Consider the following 13,000-nt stretch of genomic DNA (forward strand, 5'->3'; position numbering starts at 1 on the left):
CTATGGCTCCCTCTATAATCATTGCAGATGATCATCCACTTATACTTAAAGGACTTAAAGAATTTCTTATTGAAAAAGGATATGCCATAGAAGCATCTGCAGCAGATGGTAAAACAGCACTTAAATTTATTGAAACATTAAAGCCAGATATTGCTATACTAGATATACAAATGCCGCATTATACAGGTGTTGAAATTGCCGAGATTTGTAAGGTCAAAAACTATAAAACAAAGATTATTATTATAACTTTTGAAAAAGATGAAAACTTATTTAAACAAGCGAAGAATCTAAATATTTATGGTTACGTTTTAAAAGAGTTTGCTTTAAATGAAATAGAACAATGTATTGAAGCTGTGTTAAAAAATCAATCCTACTTCAGTCCAGATTTATTAAGGCATTTAAAATCCATTCCGTCTTTAAAATCATTAGAACAGCTTACTAAAACTGAAAGAAAAGTATTATCTCTTATTGCTAAAAATAAAACAGGTGTAGAAATTGGTGAACTTTTTTCAATATCAACAAGAACTGTAGAAAAGCATAAAAGTAATATGATTAAGAAGCTTGGTTTAAATCGTAAACAAAATAGCCTTCTGATTTGGGCAAAAGAACACGAAGAATTTCTTTAAACACTATTAGCCAGTCAATTACCTTTTTTAAAAATACGTAAAGTTACGTATTGTTTGGTGTAGTCTTTATATGGAATTTTACATTGTATTTTATTCTTTATAAGATATAGCTATTAATTTAGGGATTAGCTGGCTCCGGAATTATTATTTCGGAGCCTTTTTTTATTCCTCAGAAATAATTGAAAAATACGTAAAGTTACGTATTGTTTGGTGTTATTTTTTTCTGGAATTTTACAGTGCTATTAATCAATAAGTCCTCAAAATCGATTAAACAAGCCTTGGATTGTCATTGGTTCAAGGCTTTTAATAAAACATTTGATATTATGAATTCAACAAATAATAATTACGCCAAACCTAATAAGATTTTACTTATTAGTTTAATGATAAGTGCTGCAATCATAGTTGCAGCTAATGTATTAGTTAGTTTTTTTAGTTATAGTTAGTTATCCAAAACAAAAAGAACACTTTATTCTCAATGTTTTGAATAAAAAAACCCTTCCAGTTATTGGAAGGGTTTTTATTTGGATATTATTTGATTTTGTTACCATTTTTGTCATAAAAATGATATTCAAGATAAGTGTAAGCATCTCTTGGTAAAACTTTTACCCATTTTTTGTGGTCCATAAACCACTTAGTACGTATCGATGGAAATCCTTTTGTTAAAAAGGCTGCTATAAAAGGGTGTGCATTAAGGGTTACCTTTTTATAGTCTCTTTTAAAAATTCTTTCGAGGTCTTGGGTAATGGATTGAATAACCTTAATTGGTGCTTCTATCTCACTGCCTGCAACGCCGTTAGGATTTTCTTCTTTGGTTTTAATGTTGCGCTCTGGTCTTACACGTTGTCTAGTAATTTGAACGAGTCCAAATTTACTTGGTGGTAAAATCTTGTGCTTTGCTTTGTCATCTTTCATTTCATCACGAAGATGATTGTACAATGCTTTTCGATTTTCAGCTTTATTCATATCAATAAAATCTACAACGATAATGCCTCCCATATCACGTAAACGTAATTGGCGAGCAATCTCAGAGGCAGAAATTAAATTCACTTCTAAAGCTGTATCTTCTTGGTTTTTTTCTTTGTTAGATCTATTACCACTGTTAACATCTACAACATGGAGAGCTTCGGTATGTTCTATTACCAAATAGGCTCCTTTTGCCATAGATACTGTGCGACCAAATGAGGTTTTAATTTGTCGTTCTATACCATATTTTTCAAAAACAGGAACACCGTTTTTGTAATATTTAACTATAGATTCTTTTTTCGGCGCAATTTCATGCACGTAGTCTTTAACTTGTTCAAACAATGCTTCGTCGTCTACAATAATACTAGAGAAAGAATCGTTAAAAATGTCTCTTAAAATAGAGGACGCTTTGTTCATTTCTCCAAGAACTTTTGTAGGATGGTGAGCTTTATAAAGTTTTTTACACATTGCGTTCCATCGGTTTAGCAATGTTTGTAAATCTTTATCTAATTCGGCTACTTTTTTTCCATCTGCAACTGTTCTAACTATGACACCAAACCCTTTTGGTGTTATACTTTTAACTAACCGTTTTAAACGGTCTTTTTCTTCCTTAGATTCAATTTTTTGTGAAATTGAAATTCTATCAGAAAATGGAACCAATACTATATATCTACCTGCAATGGACAACTCAGAACTAATGCGAGGTCCTTTTGTAGATATGGGTTCTTTTACGACTTGTACTAATAAAGATTGATTTGACTTTAGCACATTAGCTACACTACCATGCTTATCAATATCTTTCTCAAATGGGAAGTTTTTCAGAGAGTAATCTCTGAGTTTACCTGTGCTTACACGTTTTACGAATTTTAAAAGAGAAGATAATTGTGGTCCTAAATCGTGGTAATGCAAAAATGCATCTTTCTCGTAACCTACATTTACAAATGCAGCATTTAGTCCTGGAACAACTTTTCTGATTTTGGCAATAAAAATATCACCTACAGCAAAGTTGTTATCCTCTTCATCTTTATGTAATTCAATAAGTTTTCCATCTTTTAATAAAGCAAAATCAACAATATCGGAACTTGATCTTATAATCAATTCTTTATCCATAATGTTAATTTATATCTCGAAAAATCGAGATGGATTATTATTTTCTTGACACAGGATTTTAAAAATCCAGCAAACCTTTAGTAGTTTAAGGTAACTCTATTACTAAAGATTCTATATCAAAGAACGTTGTTTTAAAAATTGAAAAAGTAGTTAATTAACTACTTTTTCAATTTACTTTTTTTTGTGACGATTAGCTCGTCTTCTTTTTTTACGCTTGTGCGTAGCTACCTTGTGTCTTTTTCTTTTTTTACCACTTGGCATAAGTTATACTTTAATTAAATTAATACTTTTTTTAGTTTACTTCAACGTTAGTTTTAACGCCTTCTACGAATACTTTAGCTGGCTTAAACGCTGGTATATTGTGTGCAGGAATTTTAATCGTTACATTTTTAGAAATGTTTCTACCTGTTTTCTCTGCTCTTGTTTTAATTATGAAACTTCCAAAACCTCTTAAGTAAACATTATCTCCACTTGTTAGAGATGTCTTTACTTCTTCCATGAATGTTTCTACAGTAGCTTGTACATCTCCTTTCTCCATACCAAGTTTATCCGAAATCTTAGCTACTAAATCTGCTTTTGTCATTGTTATTCTTTTTAGGGTTACTATTAATTATAAGGGATGCAAATATAGGTAATTTAATTTCAAACTTTCAAGCGTAATTCATTAAAATTTAACGCTATAAAGATTTATTTTTGCAAGACTTAAAATATTCGAATGGATTTTAATAAAATTTTAATACGCTGGTTTTCAGATAACAAAAGGGATTTACCTTGGAGAAGAACAAAAAACCCGTATTTTGTGTGGCTATCAGAAATTATACTTCAGCAGACACAAGTTAAACAAGGTTTAACATATTATGAAGCTTTTGTAAATCAATTTCCTAGTGTTTTTGATCTTGCAAATGCTACCGAAAATGACGTTTTAAAATTATGGCAAGGCCTAGGCTATTATTCTAGAGCCAGGAACCTACATGCTTCTGCAAAACATATTGCATTTAATCTTAATGGTGCTTTTCCTAAAAACTATAATGGACTTTTAGAGTTAAAAGGTGTTGGTGATTATACGGCTAGTGCTATTGCTTCTATATGCTATAATGAACCTAAAGCTGTAGTTGATGGTAATGTTTACAGAGTACTCTCTAGATATTTTGGTGTTGAAACTCCTATAAACTCTACAAAAGGGATTAAAGAATTTAAAGATTTAGCCACTACCTTAATTGATCATAATCAGCCTGGTGATTATAACCAAGCTGTTATGGAGTTTGGCGCTATACAATGCAAGCCTAAAAATCCTAACTGTATTAAATGTCCTTTAAATACAAGCTGCAAAGCTCTTAAAGATAATATAATACCAAACTTACCTGTAAAACTTAAAACAACTAAAGTAAAGACTAAGTTTTTTAACTACCTAGTTATTAAAACTAATACTCAATACACTATCCTTGAAAAACGAACTAAAAAAGGAATCTGGCAAAATTTATATCAATTTCCTTTAATTGAAAGTGAACAAAATATAGAAGAATTGTTTATAAGAGAGCATAACACATTAAAAAATATTGTTGGTAAAGAAAATTTCGACATTACTAAATACAATGAAAAGCCATACATACACAAACTTTCTCACCAGCATTTACATACAACGTTTTGGATTATTGAATCCAATATCAACTACAGGGACTCTATACACATAAAAAATATTCGTAAATACCCTACTCCAATATTAATTGCAAATTTTATTGAAGAGTTCTTTGACTAATCAAAGGTTTAATAAACTCGTAATTTTTTATTAATTTTAATACAATCAATACAAAAGGTATATTTTTGTAGCTTAAACTAATTTAAACATGTCTGGAACTCTAAATAAAGTAATGCTCATTGGGCATTTAGGTGATGAAGTAAAAATGCATTATTTTGAAGGTGGTGGCTGTATTGGTCGCTTTCCTTTAGCTACAAACGAAACATACACCAACAAAACAACAAACGAGCGTATTACAAATACAGAGTGGCATAATGTTGTAGTACGAAATAAGGCTGCGGAGATTTGTGAAAAATATCTAACCAAAGGTGATAAAGTTTACATTGAAGGCAGAATTAAAACCAGAAAATGGCAAGATGATAAAGGACAAGATCGATACTCTACAGAAATTCAATGCTCAGAGTTTACATTTTTAACAACTAAAGCAGAAGGCTCTGCTCCTGCCAATACAAGTCAACCAAACGTTGCTCAACAACAGAATGCTGTTAACGAACCTGTTGCAGAAGAACCAGATGATCTTCCGTTTTAATATTGTGTAATTAATCTCTAAGGCTTTGGATCCTGAACCCAGTTTTATAATTACTCTTATCTACTCAAATACCTCTCTAATTTTAGGTATTGTTGCCATAATTATACTCCTATTTTGTTCAGCTTTAATCTCTGGTGCAGAAGTAGCTTTATTCTCTTTATCGCAATCTGATATTGACTCAGGGTTTGAAGATAACTTAAAAACGAAAACAACTATTAGCAATCTATTAGAGCGTCCTAAAAAGTTATTAGCTACTATTTTAGTCACCAATAACTTTATCAATATTGCTATAGTAATACTTTTTGCCTCTATTAGTGACGACCTTTTTGAGAACCTAAATTATAGTATAAACCTGTTTTTTTTCAATATCTCATTAGTGTTTTTTATTAAAGTTGTTCTGGCAACATTCTTAATTCTACTTTTTGGTGAAATTATTCCAAAAATTTATGCTAGTAGAAATAAGATTTCTTTCTCCTCTTTTATGTCTAAGCCGCTCAATATATTAGACACTGTTTTTTCGCCTGTAAGTTTACCTATGCGTTATATCACAGTAGCAATAGAAAACAGATTAGGAAAGCAAAAATCTAACATTAGCGTTGACAAATTATCACAAGCATTAGAACTAACAAGTAGTGATGAAACCACTGACGAAGAACAAAAAATACTCGAAGGGATTGTGTCCTTTGGTAATACAGATACTAAGCAAGTAATGCGTCCGAGGTTAGATATTTTTGCACTAAACACCTATCAGGAATTTTCAGAAATTATTCCAGAGATTATTAAAAATGGATATTCTAGAATTCCTGTTTATAAAGACAATATGGATACCATTATTGGAATTTTATATTCCAAAGATTTACTACCTCATATCAACAAAACCTCATTAGATTGGACATCCTTAGTTAGAACACCTTTTTTTGTTCCTGAGAATAAAAAATTAGATGATTTAATGGTTGAATTCCAAGCTAAAAAAGTTCACTTAGCAGTCGTTGTAGATGAGTATGGAGGAACTTCCGGAATCATTTCTTTAGAAGATATTATTGAAGAAATTGTAGGTGATATAAGTGATGAGTTTGATGACGACGACGTCATTTACACTAAACTAGACGACAAAAACTATAGCTTTGAAGGCAAAACCACACTAAAAGACTTATATAAAATTATACCTATTGAAGACAATACAATTTTTGAAGAAAGAAAAGGTGAAGCCGAGACCATTGCTGGTTTTGTATTAGAAATCTCAGGGAGTTTCCCTAGAGTTGGAAGTAAAATAAATTTTAAAAATTACGTTTTCACTATTGAAGGATTAGAAAAAAAACGAATTAAACAGATAAAGTTAACGATCTTAGACTAATGAAAAAACCTTTAATAGGATTATTGAGTATATTGATATTGTCTTCTTGTAATGATGAATACAAACCTAAACCTAATGGTCAGCTTAGATTAGATTATCCTGAAGCTTCTTACAAAAGAATATCTCCTAATGTTCCGTTTTCTTTTGAGAGAAATACCTTTTCTAAGGAAATAACATCTATTAAAATAGATTCTAAAACAAAAACTATAGGATTAGATTTAGAATATCCTCAATTAAAAGGAACCATTTATTTAACTTATAAAGAAGTTACTGATGATAATCTTATAACCTTAATTAAAGATGCTCAAAATTTAACTCAAAAACATACTATGAAAGCTGATGAAATAGTAGAGCAGCCCTTTATTAATGAAAGCAAACGTGTTTTTGGTATGTTCTATGAAGTTGGTGGAAATGCTGCGTCTCAATCTCAATTTTATGCTACAGATAGCACTAATCATTTTCTAAATGGATCACTTTATTTCTATGCAAAACCAAATTATGATTCTATATATCCAGCTGCAGTATATCTTAAAAATGATATAAAACAAATTATGGAATCCTTGGAATGGAAACAATAAAAAAGCCTCTAAGAATTTAGAGGCTTTTTTATTCTTAATAAGTCTATACTATTGATAAACCCAAACACCATCTGCTTTTATTAAAGCAAAATCTTCTGTTGAGTTTCCTGGAGCCCAAGTAGCAATAGTTACAAAATATTTTTGCCCTTCTTCTGCTGATGGATTAATATTATCCAATACTAAATTAAAAGCTGCTAATAACATGTCATCACTCCAATTAGTACTTCCACCTGTTCTGTTAAAATTACCGAACGTATCTAAATTGCCCACAGCGGCTTCAAACCCTTCTACACCAGTTAATCCATTAACAACAACCGAATAATCTGTTCCAACTAAGGTGTACCTAATTGTATTATCTGGTACCCAAACGCCATTCTCATTTCCAAATTGCAACGAAGATATAGCTGGTGTCCATGCGCCATTTGTGAATGTGTATAAATTACCTCTTGTTACTGTAGAACCAGCAAAGAATCTGTAAATCATATATAATTCATCTTCTTCTTGAGCAAACGGAAACTGCATTCCTAAAAACTGAGGAATGTAATTTTCTGGCCTAACAGAATTACTAAAATTATTAAACTGTCCTGGTGCTCCCATTAAATCATAATCGGCATCTGCCAAATAATAAGCATTGTCATTTGAGCTCCATGAACCATCAAAATATGTGTAGTAAGCAGAATTTGATTCTGTTGGTCCTTCAAAACCAATAGTTCTTACAGCAAAAGATTCTACTCTCCATCTAGGTGAGTCTGAATCTGTAGAGCTATACTTTAAAGCAATATGAACCGTTTCTCCATCATAGTCTTCAAAATCTAAATCTTCTGATGTGGTCATACTACCAAAGATAGTTTTATCAAAATCTACAGCTTCCCAAGTAGCAGCCATTGGGTCTCCTCCAGTTGTGTAATCCGTTGAAACTAAAACATCAAACAAATCCTCATCTCCTAAAAAGTCGATTTCTTGAGTGATTTGGAAGGATAAACCTGTGCTACCTGTTAAATCAACCTCTGGAGAAATAAGCCATTCTTCTGTTTGGTTAGCTCCTCCTGCAAATCCTGATCCTTCGGCATAAGCTGATTGATTTCTCCAACCTAAATTATCTGCATCACCTTCTAAACCATCATCGAATACTTCAATAAATTCGAAGTCTCCAAAATTTGCAGGAAATGCTGCTTCGTAAACACTAGCTAAACCAACGGTTGGTGCTTCTGTAAAACTATTATAACCTAACCTTACAACTTGGCCATCTGAAGGCATAGGAAACTGATCAGCAATAACATCTTCTAAAGTTGATTCCACATCTTCGCCTTCTAAAAAGGCATTACTATTACTAGATGGATAATCATTAGAGCCTAGCAGATAAACATCTGCGTTAGTAAAAGGACTTAATAAATCTCCTGGATTTCCGTCATAAACATCAAAACTAACAGTAACAGCAGAACCATTTCCCCAGAAAGGATATCTGTCTGCTATAAATGAAGGCAATGCGTTTTTAGCATCATCTAAGTCAGCAAATGCCTCAAAAGTTTCATAATAGTCGTCATCTGTTGAGCTATCAATTTCTGCATAATCATCTGCAGTCATTGTAAATTCATCGGTTCCAATAACAGGATTTTCTATTTCGGAAATCTCGTTATAAATATCTTCCATAGGATTACATGCCGTAATTACTATGGCTACAATTGTTAATAAATAAACTATTTTTTTCATTTCTCTTTTTTTTAGAAATTAATTCTTGCTCCTACATTAAATGTTCTTCCTGCTCCAAACCATACTAAAGATGTTAATGCATCTGAATTTGTTCCATCTTGGGCATCAGACACATATTCTGTATTTAGTAAGTTGTTTATTCTACCTGATATCTGAGCATCAAATTTACCAAAACTAAATTTGTGTCTCAAAGCTAAATCGAATAAACCATAATTTGGCATTTGCCATGCATCTGGTCCTGGAGTACCTCTATCACTTGGATCGAAATCTGCGAAAATTCTAGCATAGTAGTTATAATCAACTAATAAATTTGTTTTAGGTGTTAATTCGTAATTAAGACCTAATGCCATTGTTGTTTGAGCTGCATCAGCAACTGGCAAATCTGCAATAAATAAATCTACGGTTTCAACAACTTCCTGAGATTCGTTTACAAGATTTACATCTAACACATCATTCTCCCATCTCCAGTCACCTAAGGATGCCATACCTGTTATTCTTAAATCATCAAATGGTCTATAAACAAAATCAATCTCAATACCTTGGTGAATAGCATTTACACCTAGAATGTTTGCAATACCTGTTTCATCTTGACTTAACTGAAACGTTTCAGTTTCTGTTCTATCTCTCCATGTTGTATAGTATACATTTACGTTAGCAGAAAATTTTTCGCCTCTGTAACCGTATCCTAACTCAAAACTCGTGATTTTTTGATTTTCTGCATCTTCATTAATATTTTCATTATTAAAGTTTAAGAAAACAGAATCAAATATTGGTGCTTTTTCAAAATATCCAAGATTTGCAAAAACATTATGATTTTCATCAATGTTATAATTAGCTCCACCTTTAGCACTGTAACCAAAGAAATTATAACGATCTGTTTCTCGTAATGGATCTGTATCTAAGTAATTAAAATAATCAATACGTTTATAAGATGTATTTGATGCAGCTACAGATATAAATGCCGCAAGATCATTCTTAGAATATTCTAACTGACCAAATGCACCTAACCATCCTACTAAACCATCATTATTATAATCTACCTTATCACCTACTCTTGCTTGGTTTAAAGGATTGTTTTCATCATCATCATTTATAATAAATTGACCTCCTAATAGATCTGTAACTTCTCTAAAATGAAGTCCTTTATAGCTTCTCCAATCTAAACCTCCTAATAGCACAAGATTATCTGATAAATCTGTACTTAATGTTGAAAGCACACCATACCAATTGTGATCATTTCTAGAAGCTCTTAAAGCTGCGCTAGAACCTAAAGCACCATTAGCTATGTTTTCATCTACAATACGATCCATGTCTACTGGTCCAAGGTTACCAACCGTGTAATCCTCACTAGTAAATTTAAATCGTCCATCTTGTCCATCGAGATCACTACCCAGTGAACCTCCACCTCCTCCAGAGCCAAATGACACATAGGCTGCTGTTGAAAGCGTTGTTTTATCATTAATATTCCAGTAGTGATTTAATGATATTTGTGGCTTGTGATAAAAGTTATCTTCAATACTTGTAAATTGACCTTGTTTATAACCCCAATCTGAGTTGTATTTTATACCATCTGGACTATTTCTATATGTCTCTATAGTATGTCTATTTTGTCGTTGTCCATGTTGTTGTTTAGCGCCAAAAGCAGTAAATGATAATTTGTGATCGTCATTTATTTCTTTAGAAACATTAATAAAATATGATACTCCAGTAAAAGGTGTTCCTCTTACAAAACCATCTCCTTGAGTTCTAGCAGCAGATACTGTTGCTGCAAAACCATTATCCATAAGACCTGTAGAATACGTGAGGCCAATTTTTTCATAACCATCGTTACCTAATGCAGTGTAAATATTTCCACCCATTTCAGCATCTGTAGTTTTAGTAAGGATATTGATTGTTCCACCAACTGATGGTACAGCAATTTTAGCAGCACCTAATCCTCTTTGAACTTGCATAGAGCTCGTTACATCACCTAATCCAGCCCAGTTACTCCAGAAAACACGACCGTTTTCCATATCGTTAACTGGCACACCGTTAATCATTACAGCAACATTTTCTGAGTTAAATCCTCTTAGGTTTATACGTCCATCTCCATATCCTCCACCTTGTCTGGTTGCATAAACTCCTGGTGTAGATTTTAAAATTTCTGGAAATTCTTGAGACCCTAATTTAAGCTGAATTTCTTCTGCTTTAACCGTTGATACAGCTACAGGTGTTTTTCGGTCCACTGCTACAGATGCAATAATCTGTACCTCAGCTAATCCTATATCACTAGCATCTAATATAATTGTTCCTAAATCCTGATCTCCTGAGAATGCAACAGTCTTTGTAGCATAACCTACAAATGAAATGACAATTTCTCCTGAAGAGGCTTGAGTTTCGAAAGAAAAATTTCCGTCGAAATCAGTTGTTGTACCGTTTGAAGTACCCTTTTCAATAATGTTTGCACCTGGTAAAGCTTCTTTAAAGTCAGAGCCTATGACATTACCCTTGATTGTGCTTTGAGATAACGCTACTGTACAGGATAAAACTGTAACAATAACCGTTAAAAATTTGGTTAATCGATTCATTTAAAAATAAAAATTGGTTTAATTCGAGGCAAAAATACACTATAACATCTGGTTAACATTAACCAAATGTTAAGTATTTCTTAACAAAATCATAGAAGTTAAAAACAACCTTGTTAACAATAGATTATTTTCAGTGTAAGGTTAACGATTTATCAATCTTTAACTTAATTTTTTGTAATGTTTTAAAAGATTTTGTGTGGATTTATCATGATTAATAAAAGTGCTATCTCCTTGTATTTCTTGAAGAATTGTTTTTGCAAGTTGCTTCCCTAATTCAACTCCAAATTGATCGTAACTAAATATATTCCAAATAACTCCTTCAATAAATATTTTGTGCTCATACATGGCTATTAACTTTCCAAGACTACGAGGTGTTAACTGATCTATTAAAAAAGTAGTAGTTGGTTTATTACCTTCGAAAACTTTGAATGAGATTAATTTTTTCATTTTAGATTTTGATAAACCTTGTTGTTCTAATTCTGAAATTACTACGTCTTTATTTTTACCATTCATTAAAGCCTCTGTCTGAGCAAAAAAATTAGACATTAATTTATCATGATGCTCTTTATTTCCGTGTAATGATTTAGAAAAACCAATAAAATCGGCAGGTATTAATTTAGTACCTTGATGTATTAACTGAAAAAAAGCATGCTGAGAATTAGTGCCTGGCTCTCCCCAAATTATAGTACCTGATTGATAATCTAAAGTATGACCTTCTCTATCAACACTTTTACCATTACTTTCCATTATACCTTGTTGAAGATAGGTTGCAAATTGGTTTAAATACTGGGAATATGAAATAACTGCTTGACTTTCTGCTTTAAAAAAGTTGTTGTACCAAACACTTAAAAGTGCAGACAAGACTGGAATATTGTTTTTGAAATTAGTGTCTTTGAAATGCAAGTCCATCTCGTGAGCACCTTCTAACATGTCTTCAAAATAATTGTAACCTAATGCTAAACTAATAGTTAAACCAACTGCACTCCATAACGAAAAACGCCCTCCAACCCAATTCCACATCGGAAAAATATTTGATTTTTCAATACCAAACTCTTCAACCTTCGCTATGTTTGTAGATACAGCTACAAAATGCTTACCTACTGCTTCTTTTGGCATAGATTTTAAAAACCACTCTCTTATTGAATTTGCATTAGATAGTGTTTCTTGTGTTGTAAAGGTCTTTGAAACAACAACAAATAATGTAGTTTTTGGATTAAGATTCTTAACTACTTCATTAAAATGATCACCATCTACATTACTTACAAAATGTGTATTGAGATGATTTTTATAAAATTGAAGTGCATCTACAACCATAGCAGGACCAAGATCTGATCCGCCAATACCTATATTTACAACATCAGTAAATTGATTATCAGAATATGTTTTTTTCTCTCCAGATATAATAGCATTAGAAAAAGCCTTAATACTTTCTTTTACTTTATAAACTTCGGGTATTATATTTTTACCGTCAACAGTAACTGTTGCATCTTTAGTAGCTCTTAATGCTGTGTGGAGTACTGCTCTGTTTTCGGTTTCATTGATAACGTCTCCTCTAAAATATTTTGAAATACTCCCTTTTAAATCAACTTCATCTGCCAATTCTAAAAGAAGATTTAGTGTTTCTGTAGTCATTCTGTTTTTAGAAAAATCTACATAAAAATCCTGCCACGAAACTGATAGTTCATCTGCTCTTAACGCATCATGCTTAAAAAGATCTTTAAGATGTTTATCTTTTATAGTATTAAAATGATCTGAGAGTTTTGACCACGATTTTGTAGTGGTAGGATTAGTTGCTTTTAATGCCATT

10 protein-coding genes are annotated in these 13,000 nt (G+C 31.9%); 5 read left to right on the plus strand and 5 right to left on the minus strand.

The window, feature by feature from the left end; all coding sequences use genetic code 11:
* Positions 1–2: 2 nt before the first annotated feature.
* On the plus strand, positions 3–626 hold the full coding sequence (locus tag RM697_RS03970; RefSeq protein WP_311426564.1) for a response regulator: 624 nt from the start codon (positions 3–5) through the stop codon (positions 624–626).
* A 528-nt stretch (positions 627–1,154) separates the two neighbouring features.
* On the opposite strand, the gene RM697_RS03975 is transcribed toward RM697_RS03970, so the two are convergent.
* The gene (locus RM697_RS03975; RefSeq protein ID WP_311426565.1) at positions 1,155–2,699 is read right to left on the minus strand and encodes an Rne/Rng family ribonuclease; all 1,545 of its coding nucleotides are present in this window, start codon (positions 2,697–2,699) and stop codon (positions 1,155–1,157) included.
* Between the two features lie 292 nt (positions 2,700–2,991).
* Entirely contained in the window at positions 2,992–3,282 is a 291-nt protein-coding gene (locus RM697_RS03980; RefSeq protein ID WP_311426566.1) for an HU family DNA-binding protein, read from the minus strand.
* 132 nt (positions 3,283–3,414) lie between these two features.
* Between RM697_RS03980 and mutY the strand changes: the two genes are divergently transcribed.
* The 4 genes from mutY (at position 3,415) to gldD (ending at position 6,916) form a co-directional block, all read left to right on the plus strand.
* Complete coding sequence (gene mutY / locus RM697_RS03985) at positions 3,415–4,455, plus strand: A/G-specific adenine glycosylase (RefSeq protein ID WP_311426567.1); 1,041 nt, start codon at positions 3,415–3,417, stop codon at positions 4,453–4,455.
* 88 nt (positions 4,456–4,543) lie between these two features.
* Positions 4,544–4,984, plus strand: a complete 441-nt coding sequence (locus RM697_RS03990; protein ID WP_311426568.1) for a single-stranded DNA-binding protein — start codon at positions 4,544–4,546, stop codon at positions 4,982–4,984.
* 25 nt (positions 4,985–5,009) lie between these two features.
* Positions 5,010–6,338 (plus strand): gliding motility-associated protein GldE, encoded by a 1,329-nt coding sequence (gene gldE, locus RM697_RS03995; protein WP_311426569.1) that lies wholly within the window; start codon positions 5,010–5,012, stop codon positions 6,336–6,338.
* A complete protein-coding gene (gene gldD, locus RM697_RS04000) occupies positions 6,338–6,916 on the plus strand; it encodes a gliding motility lipoprotein GldD (RefSeq protein WP_311426570.1) in 579 nt (192 codons plus the stop codon). Before gldE ends, gldD begins: the two co-directional genes overlap by 1 nt.
* A 48-nt stretch (positions 6,917–6,964) precedes the next feature.
* Here the strand turns inward: gldD and RM697_RS04005 are convergent, their stop codons facing one another.
* From RM697_RS04005 to pgi, 3 genes are all read right to left on the minus strand, one after another.
* Positions 6,965–8,626, minus strand: a complete 1,662-nt coding sequence (locus RM697_RS04005; protein WP_311426571.1) for a choice-of-anchor J domain-containing protein — start codon at positions 8,624–8,626, stop codon at positions 6,965–6,967.
* Between the two features lie 11 nt (positions 8,627–8,637).
* Complete coding sequence (locus RM697_RS04010; protein ID WP_311426572.1) at positions 8,638–11,193, minus strand: TonB-dependent receptor; 2,556 nt, start codon at positions 11,191–11,193, stop codon at positions 8,638–8,640.
* A 159-nt stretch (positions 11,194–11,352) separates the two neighbouring features.
* Positions 11,353–12,999: a glucose-6-phosphate isomerase gene (pgi, locus tag RM697_RS04015; RefSeq protein WP_311426573.1), complete on the minus strand. Its 1,647-nt coding sequence runs from the start codon at positions 12,997–12,999 to the stop codon at positions 11,353–11,355.
* Between the last annotated feature and the right edge of the window lies 1 nt (position 13,000).

It is taken from the genome of Microcosmobacter mediterraneus (assembly GCF_031846265.1).
Classification (GTDB): domain Bacteria; phylum Bacteroidota; class Bacteroidia; order Flavobacteriales; family Flavobacteriaceae; genus Microcosmobacter; species Microcosmobacter mediterraneus.

What these genes read in the sequence shown, in the direction of transcription:
- RM697_RS03970 (WP_311426564.1), top strand. Translation starts at nt 3, where the DNA reads ATGGCTCCCTCTATAATCATTGCAGATGATCATCCACTTATACTTAAA.
- RM697_RS03975 (WP_311426565.1), bottom strand. Translation starts at nt 2,699, where the DNA reads ATGGATAAAGAATTGATTATAAGATCAAGTTCCGATATTGTTGATTTT.
- RM697_RS03980 (WP_311426566.1), bottom strand. Translation starts at nt 3,282, where the DNA reads ATGACAAAAGCAGATTTAGTAGCTAAGATTTCGGATAAACTTGGTATG.
- mutY (WP_311426567.1), top strand. Translation starts at nt 3,415, where the DNA reads ATGGATTTTAATAAAATTTTAATACGCTGGTTTTCAGATAACAAAAGG.
- RM697_RS03990 (WP_311426568.1), top strand. Translation starts at nt 4,544, where the DNA reads ATGTCTGGAACTCTAAATAAAGTAATGCTCATTGGGCATTTAGGTGAT.
- gldD (WP_311426570.1), top strand. Translation starts at nt 6,338, where the DNA reads ATGAAAAAACCTTTAATAGGATTATTGAGTATATTGATATTGTCTTCT.
- RM697_RS04005 (WP_311426571.1), bottom strand. Translation starts at nt 8,626, where the DNA reads ATGAAAAAAATAGTTTATTTATTAACAATTGTAGCCATAGTAATTACG.
- RM697_RS04010 (WP_311426572.1), bottom strand. Translation starts at nt 11,193, where the DNA reads ATGAATCGATTAACCAAATTTTTAACGGTTATTGTTACAGTTTTATCC.
- pgi (WP_311426573.1), bottom strand. Translation starts at nt 12,999, where the DNA reads ATGGCATTAAAAGCAACTAATCCTACCACTACAAAATCGTGGTCAAAA.